Here is a 13,378-nt window from a genome sequence, read left to right as displayed (position 1 = left end):
GTTTCCATGCCTCCTCGCAAGCTGGCGGATCAGGGGGCTTTGGTCAAGCCACCAATCAGTAGAGGGTTGCCAGAGCTTCCTTTGTGAACGGGTTCAGATTGTCGAACTGGCCCTTGTGGATTTTTGCAGCCCACTCGTGATCACTGATGAGCGCCCGGCCGACAGCAATGAGGTCAAACTCATCCGCTTCCATGCGTTCCAGAAGATCGTCCATATGGCCTTCATCATTTGCTGCGTCCATGCCGGCAAATGTTGCAATGAATTCTTCATTGAGGCTGACACTGCCAACCGAGATCGTCGGCTTACCGGTCAGCTTCTTCGTCCAACCGGCGAGGTTCATGTTGGAGCCTTCAAATTCGGGCTCCCAGAAACGGCGGGTTGAGCAATGGAAGATATCAACACCTGCATCTGTCAGCGGAGCCAGGAATGCTTCAAGTTCACCCTGCGTTGGCGCAAGGCGGGCATCATAGTCCTGCTGCTTCCACTGTGAGTACCGCAGGATGATCGGGAAGTCCGGGCTCGTTGCCGCGCGACATGCCTTGACGATTTCCTCGCCCAGGTGAACACGCTTCAGCTGGTTGCCGCCAAAGGCATCAGAGCGCTCATTTGTGCCGCCCCAGAAGAACTGATCAATGATGTAGCCATGGGCGCCATGAATTTCGATGCCATCAAAACCGATGCGTTGAGCATCAGCTGCACCCTTGGCAAAGGCGGCAATCAGATCAGCCACATCGTTTTCGGTCATTGGTTCGGCAACCTGTTTGCCCGGCTTGACCATGCCGGAAGGTCCGGCACTTGGCAGGTCGGGGTTTGGACCTGTGCCAGGTTTGCGCATCATACCTACGTGCCAGAGCTGCGGCATGATCTTGCCGCCGACCGAATGCACTTCCTTCACGACATTGGCCCAGCCCTTGAGCGATGCCTCGCCGTGGAATGCTGGAACATTGGTGTCAAAGCTGGCAACCGGGTGATCGACGGTCGTGCCTTCGGTAATGATGAGGCCGACTTCAGCTTCCGCACGGCGACGGTAATAGTCGGCCACATTCTGGCCGGGGATCTGGTTTGGCGACTGGCTGCGCGTCATGGGCGCCATGACAATGCGATTGGAGAGCGAGAGCGGGCCGAGCTCGAACGGCCGGAAAAGCGTGTCTACGGAGGTCATGATAATCCACGTTCTAGATGGGGAAATATGTTCGCCGCGTATTTAGCAGCAAATCATGGAATGGGCTAATGTCCCGGGATATTGGGCCTGAACGACCGATCCACAAGGGACAAACCCGTGCGCAAAGAACACCGCCCCCGTTGGGCCAAACATCTGCATCGCCTGTATCAGCGAGCCTGGGTCAAACATTTCCTGGAGCCACAGTTTGACTCTGTGGGCCCCTATCTGGATGCCGGTCATCCCAAATATGTGAGCCTGTATGGGCCGAATATCTCAATCGGCAGGTGCGCCACCCTTCGGACCACACCCGCCTACCCCATTACCCTGACCGTCTGGACAAGCTCGGATCGTGAAGGCCGCATCGACATGGGGGACTATGTGCTGATCAGCCCGGGGACCCGCATCCTGTCGTCGGACCACGTCACCATCGGCAGCAACACGATGATCGCCGGTGAGGTCTACATCTCGGATTCTGACTGGCATGACGTCTATGACCGCACCAGCGAGCAGGATGCGCATAAGCCGATTGTTCTGGAGGAGAATGTCTGGCTGGGCTACGGCGTCAAAGTCTGCAAGGGCGTGACCATCGGCAAAAATTCGGTGATCGGTGCCGGGTCTGTTGTCGCGAAATCCATCCCGGCAAACGTCATTGCTGCCGGGAACCCTGCCCGTGTCGTGCGTGAGCTTGATCCCGACCGGACCATAAAGAAGCGCGAAGACCTTTATGCGGACCCGGACGCCCTGATGGCTGAAATGCTGAAGTTGGAGCGGTACTTTTTACGCAACAACTCGCTGTTCTCGTGGCTGCGCGCGTTGGTCGCACCCTCAAAGACCGACTAGGCCTCATGGGCTGATCCAGATCAAAGCGACTCCCGGCCCCCCGCCCATAGCCTTTGGGTGTGTTGAAGATGCGCAGGCACATTCGGCCTTCGCTCAATGGGAGTTCACATTATGGATACCGGAAACATTGCCTATCTCGCCATGGTCGGCGTCGGCATGCTGTCTTTTGCAGTGACGCTTTTCGTCTGCTCAATGGTTGCAGCAGATCGCTCGGACCCGTTCGGTTCCGCAGCAGACTAAGCGACGTATCCCCGGCTGGCCGCCTGCGCGTTACTGCGCAGGTGCTGCCAGCGACGGCTGCGTTGCAACAGGCTTGCGGGCTGAGATCGCGTCATATGCTGCGGTGAAACCCGTCAGCGATACAGGCGCATCAATGCGCTGACCGCGATAGCCGAATGAGATTTTCATGGTGTTGCCGTTCTTGAGCGTGTTCACAAGATCCGCGCTCAAGGGAGCTGTGGCCCGGCAGCCAGCCGTTGTGCAGTTGGTGTATGGCGCTGCCATCTGCTGGCCTTCATCTACCTGCAGTCCAACGCCAAGCGGCAGCTCAACACCAAGCGGTGTGCGCGATACCATCAGTAGGTCAGCCGTACGCGGGTGATAGGCAATCGTCACATGCAGAAGCACTTCCTTGGTGTCCGCATTGGAAAGAACCTGCTGCATCGAGCAGAATTCCTTGCCCTCTGAGGGCGTGCACTCAAACACCCACATGCCATGCTGTTCCACAATGGAAGGTTCAACCTTGGCGCCGTCCGCCTGTTGTGCGTGTGCACTGCCAAACCCGGCAAGAGCAATCAAAGCAGCACCTGCAGCGACACCCAGTTTCTGAGGGTTCATGAAGCTGCGGATTGAACGGCGGATCGTGTGGCGGATCATGTCTGTGTTCCTGTATTCTGTGCGTTCCCGGCCTTGGCCGGGCTTCGATTGCGCACCACCGCTAACGCGGCATGCTCTGTCCTGTCAAATCAACCAGCAGATCAACCGCTGTTAAGCATAATGACCGCACCGCTGGAGGCGCAGTCTGGTGATTGAAACTGCCTAAATTCGGCCCTGTTGGCCTGTCATCAAAACTCAGCATGCCTGCGTTTAGATGAACAAACCCAGTATTGCCGATTGCGATATTGCTGAATGTCCGGGTTACGGGCCAATCTTCGAATGTATGCGACTCGCTACCAAACCAGCGGGATGAAAATGAAAACAAAGATGGGCGCTTTTATGGTCATGCGGCGGATGCTTCTCACACTTCTGACTTTCCTTGCCGGGAGCCTTGCGGTTACTGCCGGTGCTCAGGCTCAGACGCCGCAGCACGGCATTGCCATGCATGGTTCCCCGAAATACCCGGCTGATTTTACCCGGTATGATTATGTGAATGACCGGGCGCCAAAGGAAGGTGAGATCAAGCTGGCTGCAATTGGTGGGTTTGATAGCCTTAACCCGATGATCATCCGCGGGTCGTCCGCAGCCGGTATCCGGTGGCATGTCTTTGAGAGCCTCATGGGCCGCGCCTATGACGAACCGTTTTCGCTTTACGGATTGATCGCTGAAACCATCACAACGCCGGATGACCGTAGCTGGGTTGAGTTCACCCTGCGTCCGGAAGCGCGCTTTTCTGATGGACAGCCGGTGACGGTGGATGACGTCATTTTCACCGTCGAAACGCTGCGTGACCAGGGGCGTCCAAACCACAAGTTCTACTACGGCAAAGTCGCCTCAATGGAGAAGACCGGCGACCGGACGGTACGCCTCACCTTCACCGAAGAAGGCGATCGGGAAATGCCCCTGATCATGGGGCTTATGCCGATCCTGCCCAAGCATGTGTATGAGGGGCAGGACTTTACGCGCACAGGTCTCACGCCAATGATCGGGTCCGGGCCGTACACGATCGGCAATGTCGATCCAGGAAGCAGCATCACCTTTGTGCGCAACCCTGACTATTGGGGCAAGGACGTTGCCGCCGCACGCGGCCACAATAATTTTGATCGCATTCGCTACGATTACTTTCGGGATGCGAACGCCTCCTTCGAGGCTTTCAAGTCCGGCGAATACACTTTGCGCATCGAGGATGATCCCACGCGCTGGTCCACCGGCTATGACGTGCCGCCGGTCAAGGATGGCCGCATCATCCGCGAGCAGCTCAAGAAGAGCACACCGTCAGGCATGCGTGCGTTGGTGTTCAACACGCGCCGCGATGTCTTCACGGATATCAAGGTCCGCAAGGCGCTGGGCATGATGTTTGACTTTGAGTGGATCAACAAGAACCTCTTCTACGGACTCTACACGCGGACCCAGAGCTTCTATGACAATTCTGAATTGTCATCGGCGGGGCGTCCAGCCAGCCCGGCTGAAAAGGCCCTGCTTGCACCCTTCCTTGATGCGGTGACACCGGAAATCATGGCGTCGGGATATGTGGCACCACGAACGGATGGGTCAGGACGCAACCGGTCTCAGATGCGTGATGCGCTCGCACTTCTCAAAGAAGCTGGCTACACCGTTCAGGATGCCAAGCTGGTCGATGCATCGGGCGCGCAATTCGCATTTGAGATATTGGTCGCAAGTCCGGAAGACGAACGCCTCGCGCTGACCTTTGCTCGCAATCTGGAACGACTGGGCATCGATGCAAAAATCCGCAACGTGGATTCAAGTCAGTATCAGCAGCGCCGTCAGACCTATGACTACGACATGATTTTCAACTTCTGGTCCGCGTCCCTGAGCCCGGGCAACGAACAATCATTCTATTGGGGCGGCGACAGTGCGGACACGGACGGCACGCGCAACTATATGGGCGTAAAATCAGAGGCTGTGGATGCGATGATCGCAGCAATGCTTGAGGCTCGCGAGCGCGAGGATTTCGTGACTGCAGTGCGGGCATTGGACCGGGTCCTGCTGTCCGGTCACTACGTGATCCCTCTCTATCACGCGCCCGACCAGTGGGTGGCGCGCTGGAACAATCTCGATCACCCGCAGGTGCAGCCTAACTTTGTTCGCTTTGATACCTGGTGGGCCGCAGGTACAAATTAGACCGGCGCCAAGCGCACAAGCAAAAGGCCCCTTCAGCAACCAATGCTGAAGGGGCCTTTTCTTTGAACGGGTACCTGTGTCGCCAGCTATTCCGCTGCTGCAGGTGTCAGCTTTGCCTGCTTCATGGCCTCGGTCTTCGCCGTCCACTTGGCAATGGCTGCGCGCGCTTCTGCACCCTCTTCCGCCATGTACTTGTCGTGGCACGCGTCGCGAACCGTGATTTCGAGCGCCAGACCGTTGGGGTCAAAGAAATAGATCGAGTGGCAGAACTCATGATCGATTGGTCCAAAAACGGGGACCTTTGCTTCTTCAAGCCGCGTCTTGAACTGCGCCTGTTCGTCCATCGAGGCCACTTCAAAGGCGAAGTGATAATCCTCAATGCCGTCCTTCATGGTGAAAAGATCTTCCTTCACCGAGTTGGGCTCATCAAAAAACGCCAGAAAGTTCCCGTCGCCCATCTTGAAAAACAGGTGCATGTAGGGCCGGTCATTACCTGCCGGATCCTTGTCGAAGGCCAGCGCGGCACCGTCTTCCAGCCCCAGGATATCGACATAGAATTTCCGCGTTTCCCCTGCGTCACGGCAGCGAAAAGCGGAGTGGTGGATGCCTGCAATTTTCGGTGCGGCGGTCTTGATTTCATCGATGTGATCGACGGTTCCAAGCAGCTCTTTCATGGCGTTTCTCCCAATATGTTTGGGCAGAGCCTAGCGCGTTGTCTGCGATGTGAAAATCCCACCGGCATATGGTCTATCTGCCGAAAGTCTCGCCGCCCCACATGCGGTTTTCGATTTCCTCACGACGCTCTATTTCACGCTCGCGGTCTTCGATCTCGCGTTGCCGCATAGGCATTGTGTCAATCAGGTCCACCATGTCCTGGATGTCGCTGGGCACAGTGCCCCGATCCTTGATGCCACCGTCCTTGCCGACAAGCGTAATGGAGATCGGAGCTCCAGCCTGGCCATATGACGTGCGCAGGCGGGTGGCGTCGAAAGAGTGGCCCGGCGCCTCATCAAGCGCGGGGTCCCAGGCGGTTACATCATCGCCGACCACAGTGATCACCATGACGTCACGATCCGCCAGCGCGTCGCGTGACTGCCGCAGCACAATGCGAATGTCGTCGAGCACTGGGTCGTTGCTGGCCTCCGCCACGATGATGATGGGACGGTAGGTCCTTTCTAATCGATCGATCTGGGCAAAGGTTGGTGTCACGCAGAGCGAAGCCGTTGCTGCGGCCAGTGTGGTTACAAGGCATGTTTTCCAGGTCATATCCCAAGACATAGGGGCATGGGCCTGCGTGCCAAGTGGCCTAGGCCGGATCACGGGCAAAAATGGCCTCGAGGCTCGTCATGTTCATGCCGTGCTTCACGTAGTTGTAAGGCGTCACGTTCACGGCCTTGATGATCTTGCGGACGATCTCGGTCCCCTCACCTGTCTCCTTGGGCACCAGGTCCATATCAATGATGTTGATACAGGCAGGGTCCTGTTCAAACGCCTGAATGGCTTTCAGGCCATTGCCGGTGCACCAACCAAGCAGCAGACGGTTGATGCCTTCATGGGCAACCACCAACGCTGTGTGCCAGTTGGGTGAGTTGAGGAGATCATTGATGCCCTCGACAGCGCGGTCCATTGCGTCACCGAAGACTTCACCCGCAGGCCCCATCTTCGCGTCAGGTTCGGCGGCCTGATCAAATGTGAAGGTCATGACGGACGCAATGTCATCCTGCTCCATGACCGGCCCAAAACCACCGCCGTGGATTTCAACAAGACGCCGGTCGTATTCAAGCTCCGGCGCAGTCGTGTCCAGCTGTTCAAGCGCGAGCTTTGCTGTTTGTTCCGTGCGCGGATAGCCAGAGCAGATCGCGCGGTCGAACGTCACATGGGCCAACGCCTGACCGGCCGCCTTGGCTTGGGCCTGCCCCAGTTCGGTAAGCGGCACCAGTGAGGTGTCGCCGGTCTCCCGCACCTGGCGAGAAAAATAGTTCACGTGGCCATGACGCATCAAATAGATGCGCCGCCGGCCCGTTGTGCCCGGCAATGCACTCATGCCGCTTACTCCAAACTAGGATAGATAAGGGACCTAAATCGCTTCTTTGGTTTTCAGGCCCGCAATGTCGTCTGATGAAAAGCCCCACGCCGCCAGGACTTCGTCGGTGTTGCCGCCAGCTTCTGGGGGTGGGCCCTGAATTTCTGACGGTGTGCCAAAGAAGCGTGGCGCCACGTTGGGCTGTGCAACACCATCAATCTCAACAACGGTTTTGCGTGCCGCGTTGTGGGGGTGATTGATCGTCTCACCAATGGACAGGACCGGCGCAAAGCAGATGTCCGTGCCTTCCATGATCTCGCACCATTCGTCGCGGGTCTTGGACTTCATGACGGTCGCGAGCTTTTCCTTGAGGTCCGGCCACTGACCCTTGTCCATCTGGGCATCGAAGGCCGGGTCGTTGAGGCCAGCCTTCTCGCGCAGCAAGGCGTAGAACTGCGGCTCAATGGAGCCCAGCGAGACGAACTTGCCGTCCGAGCATTCATAGGTGTCATAGAAATGCGCACCGCCATCCAGCATGTTGCGATAGCGGTCGTCTTCCCACATGCCGGACGCCATGAAGCCGAAGAACATGGACATAAGCGACGTGGCCCCATCGGTCATGGCCGTGTCGACGACCTGGCCCTTGCCGGTGGCACTGGCACTGTGCAAAGCCGCGAGCATGCCCATGGCGAGGTAAAGCGCACCGCCGCCAAAATCACCCACAAGGTTGAGGGGCGGAACGGGCTTGCCTTCCTTGGGACCGATGGCATGAAGCGCGCCGGTGAGAGAAATGTAGTTGATGTCATGGCCGGCAGCGTGTGCCAGCGGGCCTTCCTGACCCCAGCCGGTCATGCGGCCATAGACGATTTTGGGGTTGCGGCCGAGAACCACATCCGGACCAAGGCCAAGGCGTTCCATCACACCGGGACGGAAGCCTTCCTGCAGGATGTCCGCCTGCTCAACAAGCTTGAGAACAGTTTCAATGGCGTCTGGGTTCTTGAGGTCCAGCGCAATGGATTTGCGACCGCGCGCGGTGACGTCAAACTTGGACCCGCCGCGAGATCCCTTGCGGTCAATGCGAATGACTTCCGCGCCCATGTCTGACAGCAGCATGGCGCAGAACGGTCCCGGGCCGATGCCTGCAAACTCCAGAACCTTGACGCCTGAAAGCGGTCCTTTACCCATGACGATCTCTCCCGATTGTGTTGATGCAAATAGCTTTGTTGCGTTCGGTTTTAGCCGCTTGGGAGGGGTCCAGCAAATGCTCATATGCGGCCTAGCGTGACCCTGCGTAAACCTGGTGACGCGGGGGCAAGACTGGCGCGCTGCGGCCCCGCGCTCTATACCGCCGCTATGAACGAACACCACTATACGGGCGACGTGCCGCCTGAAGAATTCAACATGGCGGCCTTCTGTCTTGCCCCAGCCCCCCATCGCGATCCCGCCAGAATTGCGCTGACGATTGAGCATGGTGAGGGACAGCCGGACCGCTGGAGCTATGCCGCTATTGATCGCGCGGTTCAGGGTATCGCTGCCGGGCTTGTGGCACGGGGCCTCTCAAAGGGAGACCGGTTGCTCATACGCATGGGCAACACGCCGGAAGCTGCATTGATGTTCTTCGGTGCGATTGCCGGGGGCTTTGTGCCGGTGCCGACATCCGCGCAGCTGACTGCATCCGAGGCAGCCTTCGTTCTGGAAAACTCAGGTGCGGTTCTGATCGCACTTTCACCAGACCTGCCAATCGAGAACGGCCAGACGCCCTCGCTCCTGCCGCCGGACATTGCAGAGCTGGCTCAGACACCTGGCGCTGGATATGCGGATACGCACAAGGATGATCCCGCCTTTCTGGTGTACACGTCAGGCACCAGCGGCACACCAAAGGGGGTGCTGCATGCGCATCGAAGCGTCTGGGGCCGAAAGCCCATGGTCGACGGCTGGTATGGCCTGACGTCGGATGATGTGATGGTGCATGCAGGGGCCGTGAATTGGACATACACCCTGGGCGTTGGTCTGTCTGATCCCTGGGCCAATGGTGCGGCGACGGTTCTCTACAACGGTCCAAAGGACATCAATGTCTGGCCGCGCCTGATACGTGCTCACAAAGGCACGTTGTTTGCGGCTGTGCCAAGTCTCTATCGACAGCTATTGCGTGACAGCGATATCAGCCACGGTATTCCAACATTGCGCCATGGCCTCACAGCCGGTGAACCTCTGCCTGACCAGGTAGCTGCAGATTGGGCTCACACGACAGGCCTGCCGCTCTTTGAAGCTTTGGGCATGAGTGAGTGCTCCACTTACATCTCATCTGGTCCTGTCACGCCCCCGCGACCTGGATCGCCGGGACGACCCCAGCCGGGACGCTGCGTCGCCATTCTGCCAGCTGATGAAACGGTGGATGCGACACCTCTCCCACCCGGTGAGACGGGCTTGCTGGCTGTCCACCGGACGGACCCTGCGCTCATGCTTGGCTATTGGAAGCGCCCTGAAGAAGACGCGCAGGTTTGGCGCGGCGACTGGTTTTGTGGGGGCGACCTCGCCCACATGGATGAAGATGGCTATGTGTGGTTTGAAGGCCGGGCTGATGACGTGATGAATGCGCAGGGCTACCGCGTGAGTCCGGCAGAAGTAGAAGCGGCACTTCTAAGTCACCACGGTGTCCATGAGGTGGCCGTGCGTGAAGTGGAAGTGTCGTCCGGCGTCCACCTGATTGCCGCATTCGTGAAGCCCGAAGGAACCACACCGGAGATTGCAGACTTGTTGGCCCATGCCGCAAAAAATCTGGCGCCCTATAAGCGTCCAAGAGAAATCCGCTTCCTTGATGAATTGCCCCGCACCGCCAATGGCAAACTGGCGCGCAAACAGCTGCCACGACGCCTGTAGCATAAGCAAAAACGGGCGCCCGGAATAAACCGGACGCCCGCCAATTGTTGTGTCTGACTATGACCTAGGCAGCGCGCACGCGGCCCAGGAACTGTTCGACCTTCTGGCGAAGATCTTCTGACTGGCCGGAAAGGTCCGTCGCCGTATCAAGGGCACGACGGGCCGCGGTGCCTGTCTCCTCTGATGTGCGCTGAACTTCACCGATGTTTTCATTCACCTGCTGCGTGCCGCGTGCGGCATGCTGCGTGCTGTTTGAAATTTCAGCCACCGCTGCGGTTTGTTCTTCCACAGCTGCCGAGATTGAACTTGCGATCTCGTCCACCTTCATGATGGTGTCCTTGATCCGGCCAATGGCCTGCACCGCGGTATCAGTTGTGCTCTGCACGCCATCAATCTGCTGAGCAATTTCACCAGTTGCTTTGGCCGTCTGCTGCGCAAGGTTTTTGACCTCGGACGCAACAACCGCAAAGCCCTTGCCGGATTCCCCTGCCCGTGCAGCCTCAATCGTCGCATTGAGAGCCAGGAGGTTTGTCTGCTCGGCAATGTCAGAAATCAGCGTAACAACTTCGCCAATTTTCTGGGCAGCGTCAGCAAGGTCTCGGACCACGGCGTCGGTCTGTTCGACTTCATCCTTGGCTTCACCCGTGCTGCGTGTTGAATCTGAAACCTGACGTGCAATCTCCTGAATAGAGCTGGACATTTCTTCAGATGCAGCAGCGACCGTCTGCACATTGCCAGATGCTTCAGTTGAGGCATCAGCAACGGCTGTCGACTTCTGCGTGGCACTCTCTGCAGCAGCTGTGAGTTGCTGAGCCGCAGTCGTGATGTCCGAAGCGCCGTTGGATACGCTTGTGACGACCTGTTTGACCGAAGATTCAAAGTCGTCAGCAAGAGACATCATGGCCTGACGCTTTTCTTCTTCTGCCTTGCGGTCACGCTCTGCCTGCTCTTCGTTCAGACGATCTACTTCAAGTGCATTTTCCTTGAAGACTTGAACAGCCTGAGCCATGGCGCCGATTTCATCTTTTTGATCCCGTGACGGTACGTCGATGGTTTTGTTGCCATTGGCAAGTTCTTTCATGACCGCAGTCATACGGTTGATCGGGCGAGAAATACCCATGCCAATCATCCAAGCGATGATGGCGCCGAAGACCAGGCTGGCCCCTGCAATGACCAGGTCAACAATCACCGATGCATGGATGTTGGCAGCGGCCTGAGGTCCAAGAGTGTCCTGCTCGGACTGGATGGACATTTCATAGCTTTCGATGGCCTCGGCGATTTTCGGGCCAATCACATCCAGTTTGCCTGTGATGACTTCATTGCGCTCCACGATGGTCGTGTGCACTTCGTCAAAGGAGGCGCGATACTTACCCACATACAGGAGAGCATCTTCTGCGAGTGCACGGCGTTCCGGGTTCTGAAGGCTGCCAAGAAGACTATCCGTCTTGGTGGCCAGAGCAGAAAACTCAGACATGACGCGCTCGTAGGACTCTTCGCGGTTGTCCACCAGATACTTCGATGCATGGAGCCGAGCCATGAGCAGATTGCGCCGGACATCGGCTGCCAGGAACGCTGCTTCCGCGTCTCCGTCCCTGTAAGCACTTTCTATGATTTGCGAAAGTTCTGACTCGACACGAGGTCCAGCCTTGTCGAGCACTGTCGTAACCAGCTCATTGCGCTTTGCGTTCAGTTCTAAGACGTGATCGAAATGGACCTCGTAGGTAGCCATTTCTTCTTCCATTTTGAGCAGCATTTCACGCCGGTCTGGGTCTTGAACGACCTCAAGCGCATGTTCGATGTCTGCAATGGTGCGATCGACATATTTATGGACTGCGTCAGCAGCGCTGTCGGACTTGGTGATGATAAAGTCTTTTGCCTTGATGCGAGTGGTCAGCAGGTGCGCTTGCACGATGCTTACCGCGTTCGCCTGGCGAGCCAGAGAGCGATATTCGGTGAAGGTCTCTTCCGCATCGCCAAGGGCAAAAACGGACAACCCGCCAACAAGAGTGAGCAACGCCAGGACGATACCGAAACCGCCAAAGACGCGCGTTGAAATCTTGAGATTGTTCATGAATCCGAAAAAACCACCGGCGCTTTTTCCAGCGGATTTCAGTGAGCCTGTCACGGCTGCCAACTTTGAAGTGTTCATCTGGGTCCCCGTCCAGAAAGGTGTGAATCAGGTCCGATGAAACCGCTGTATCGAACAGCAACAAGTCATCAAACCTGACCGTTGCCCCGGCAAGAGGACAACTTCTGGTTTAGAGAATGTGACAGGTTGAGTTAAAACCGTATGAACTACTTAAGCGAGCAATTGGCTGCAAAGCACGCTTGTAGGCAGTGGTTTGGCCGAAAATTCCAAGAATCTCTCGATTTTGAAGCCAAACTCGCGTTTTTGGAATGCACGTATCACGAGAAGAATTTTTTCAGAAAAAAGTCGAGTTGCAGTGATCCGGAAGGAGCCAGCCTCCGTAAATTGTCCTGTCTTCGCTAGGAAGGCATCCTTTTGAGCCGTGCTGGTGGACTATCCGGAGTACCTTGTCCCCTCTCTCCATCCATCCGGCACGGCTCACTTAGGAACCGGTAGATGCAACGCGAAACTACAGCGATTGACCGTCATCAATGGTTAGTGACGTACCAGTGATGATCCGGCCTTGATCTGACGCCATCAGCAACAAAGCCCCATCCAGATCCGCAATTTCACCCAGGCGTCGCCGCGGGTACCCCTTCACCTGCTTTTGGCCGGGTTCGGTGGCGAACCAGTGTGCGTTGAGCTCTGTTTCGATGAAGCCCGGGCATAGGGCGTTGACATTGATGTCGTATCGCGCCCATTCGCGTGCCAGTGATTTGGTCATCATCAGGACGGATGCCTTTGACATGCAGTAGACAGACAAGCCGGGCAGAACTGTGTGGCCGCCAATGGATGCGATGTTGATGATGCGCCCGGGACGACCTTTCTCGATCATTCGTTTCGCAGCTTCCTGCGCCATGAAGAATGAACCTTTGAGGTTGGTATCCATCACCGTGTCATAAGAGTCCTCGGTCACATCCGTGGCCATCTGGTCGATGTTCATGCCCGCATTGTTGACGAGAATGTCCAACGGGCCGAGTTCCGTTTCGCAGGTCTCGATGCAGGTCTTGATGCTGTCCATGTCGGTCACATCAAGAGCGATCGGCAATGCCCGCCCGTCAAAGGCCTCAATTTCCTTCTTCAGCTCATCCAACCGCTCAACCCGCCGACCCGTAATGGCCACATGGGCGCCCGCCTTGGCCAGCGTGATGGCCATGTGCCGCCCGAACCCTGAAGTAGTGCCGGAGATGAGGGCTGTCTTGCCTGTCAGGTCAAATACATGGGCATCGGTCATTGGAAGGCTCCGGGATGGCTGCGAACAAGGGAGCCGCATCCTAGAAATCCGTCGCGCCGCGTCAACATCATGCTCAGCAGGGCGTGATTTGGC

The 13,378-nt window shown here is 57.2% G+C and carries 12 protein-coding genes; 4 read left to right on the top strand and 8 right to left on the bottom strand.

Annotated elements, in window-relative coordinates; all coding sequences use genetic code 11:
• Nucleotides 1-55: 55 nt before the first annotated feature.
• Nucleotides 56-1,162, bottom strand: coding sequence for an NADH:flavin oxidoreductase (locus ABXH05_RS12500; protein WP_348140334.1), 1,107 nt, complete (start codon nucleotides 1,160-1,162; stop codon nucleotides 56-58).
• A gap of 117 nt (nucleotides 1,163-1,279) precedes the next feature.
• On the opposite strand from ABXH05_RS12500, the gene ABXH05_RS12495 reads away from it, so the two are divergent.
• Together ABXH05_RS12495 and ABXH05_RS12490 are read left to right on the top strand one after the other, a co-directional pair.
• Nucleotides 1,280-2,002, top strand: a complete 723-nt coding sequence (locus ABXH05_RS12495; protein WP_353561296.1) for an acyltransferase — start codon at nucleotides 1,280-1,282, stop codon at nucleotides 2,000-2,002.
• 111 nt (nucleotides 2,003-2,113) lie between these two features.
• The gene (locus ABXH05_RS12490) at nucleotides 2,114-2,242 is read left to right on the top strand and encodes a hypothetical protein (protein WP_275450965.1); all 129 of its coding nucleotides are present in this window, start codon (nucleotides 2,114-2,116) and stop codon (nucleotides 2,240-2,242) included.
• A 30-nt stretch (nucleotides 2,243-2,272) separates the two neighbouring features.
• Here the strand turns inward: ABXH05_RS12490 and ABXH05_RS12485 are convergent, their stop codons facing one another.
• Nucleotides 2,273-2,878, bottom strand: coding sequence for an invasion associated locus B family protein (locus ABXH05_RS12485; RefSeq protein ID WP_353561295.1), 606 nt, complete (start codon nucleotides 2,876-2,878; stop codon nucleotides 2,273-2,275).
• A gap of 327 nt (nucleotides 2,879-3,205) precedes the next feature.
• Here ABXH05_RS12485 and ABXH05_RS12480 point away from each other — a divergent pair, with 327 nt between their 5' ends.
• Nucleotides 3,206-5,020 (top strand): extracellular solute-binding protein, encoded by a 1,815-nt coding sequence (locus ABXH05_RS12480; protein ID WP_353561294.1) that lies wholly within the window; start codon nucleotides 3,206-3,208, stop codon nucleotides 5,018-5,020.
• 86 nt (nucleotides 5,021-5,106) lie between these two features.
• On the opposite strand, the gene ABXH05_RS12475 is transcribed toward ABXH05_RS12480, so the two are convergent.
• From ABXH05_RS12475 to ABXH05_RS12460, 4 genes are all read right to left on the bottom strand, one after another.
• Complete coding sequence (locus ABXH05_RS12475; RefSeq protein ID WP_353561293.1) at nucleotides 5,107-5,694, bottom strand: VOC family protein; 588 nt, start codon at nucleotides 5,692-5,694, stop codon at nucleotides 5,107-5,109.
• 73 nt (nucleotides 5,695-5,767) lie between these two features.
• On the bottom strand, nucleotides 5,768-6,286 hold the full coding sequence (locus tag ABXH05_RS12470) for a DUF4174 domain-containing protein (protein WP_353561292.1): 519 nt from the start codon (nucleotides 6,284-6,286) through the stop codon (nucleotides 5,768-5,770).
• Between the two features lie 40 nt (nucleotides 6,287-6,326).
• Nucleotides 6,327-7,064: a histidine phosphatase family protein gene (locus ABXH05_RS12465; RefSeq protein WP_348140348.1), complete on the bottom strand. Its 738-nt coding sequence runs from the start codon at nucleotides 7,062-7,064 to the stop codon at nucleotides 6,327-6,329.
• 33 nt (nucleotides 7,065-7,097) lie between these two features.
• Entirely contained in the window at nucleotides 7,098-8,228 is a 1,131-nt protein-coding gene (locus tag ABXH05_RS12460; protein WP_353561291.1) for a CaiB/BaiF CoA transferase family protein, read from the bottom strand.
• A 168-nt stretch (nucleotides 8,229-8,396) separates the two neighbouring features.
• On the opposite strand from ABXH05_RS12460, the gene ABXH05_RS12455 reads away from it, so the two are divergent.
• Entirely contained in the window at nucleotides 8,397-9,923 is a 1,527-nt protein-coding gene (locus tag ABXH05_RS12455; RefSeq protein ID WP_502947747.1) for a class I adenylate-forming enzyme family protein, read from the top strand.
• 64 nt (nucleotides 9,924-9,987) lie between these two features.
• On the opposite strand, the gene ABXH05_RS12450 is transcribed toward ABXH05_RS12455, so the two are convergent.
• Both ABXH05_RS12450 and ABXH05_RS12445 read right to left on the bottom strand, forming a co-directional pair.
• Nucleotides 9,988-12,072: a HAMP domain-containing methyl-accepting chemotaxis protein gene (locus ABXH05_RS12450; RefSeq protein WP_353561289.1), complete on the bottom strand. Its 2,085-nt coding sequence runs from the start codon at nucleotides 12,070-12,072 to the stop codon at nucleotides 9,988-9,990.
• Nucleotides 12,073-12,520: 448 nt separating this feature from the next.
• Entirely contained in the window at nucleotides 12,521-13,285 is a 765-nt protein-coding gene (locus ABXH05_RS12445; protein WP_353561288.1) for a glucose 1-dehydrogenase, read from the bottom strand.
• Nucleotides 13,286-13,378 lie beyond the last annotated feature (93 nt).

This window comes from Pyruvatibacter sp. HU-CL02332 (genome assembly GCF_040362765.1).
Lineage (GTDB): Bacteria > Pseudomonadota > Alphaproteobacteria > CGMCC-115125 > CGMCC-115125 > Pyruvatibacter.
The sequence above is the reverse complement of the archived record's forward strand: the minus strand, read 5'-3'. Positions and strand labels throughout refer to the sequence as shown.

Coding starts and splice junctions, on each gene's coding strand:
- ABXH05_RS12500 (WP_348140334.1), bottom strand. CDS start 1,162: ATGACCTCCGTAGACACGCTTTTCCGGCCGTTCGAGCTCGGCCCGCTC.
- ABXH05_RS12490 (WP_275450965.1), top strand. CDS start 2,114: ATGGATACCGGAAACATTGCCTATCTCGCCATGGTCGGCGTCGGCATG.
- ABXH05_RS12485 (WP_353561295.1), bottom strand. CDS start 2,878: ATGATCCGCCACACGATCCGCCGTTCAATCCGCAGCTTCATGAACCCT.
- ABXH05_RS12480 (WP_353561294.1), top strand. CDS start 3,206: ATGGGCGCTTTTATGGTCATGCGGCGGATGCTTCTCACACTTCTGACT.
- ABXH05_RS12475 (WP_353561293.1), bottom strand. CDS start 5,694: ATGAAAGAGCTGCTTGGAACCGTCGATCACATCGATGAAATCAAGACC.
- ABXH05_RS12470 (WP_353561292.1), bottom strand. CDS start 6,286: ATGACCTGGAAAACATGCCTTGTAACCACACTGGCCGCAGCAACGGCT.
- ABXH05_RS12465 (WP_348140348.1), bottom strand. CDS start 7,064: ATGAGTGCATTGCCGGGCACAACGGGCCGGCGGCGCATCTATTTGATG.
- ABXH05_RS12460 (WP_353561291.1), bottom strand. CDS start 8,228: ATGGGTAAAGGACCGCTTTCAGGCGTCAAGGTTCTGGAGTTTGCAGGC.
- ABXH05_RS12455 (WP_502947747.1), top strand. CDS start 8,397: ATGAACGAACACCACTATACGGGCGACGTGCCGCCTGAAGAATTCAAC.
- ABXH05_RS12450 (WP_353561289.1), bottom strand. CDS start 12,072: ATGAACACTTCAAAGTTGGCAGCCGTGACAGGCTCACTGAAATCCGCT.
- ABXH05_RS12445 (WP_353561288.1), bottom strand. CDS start 13,285: ATGACCGATGCCCATGTATTTGACCTGACAGGCAAGACAGCCCTCATC.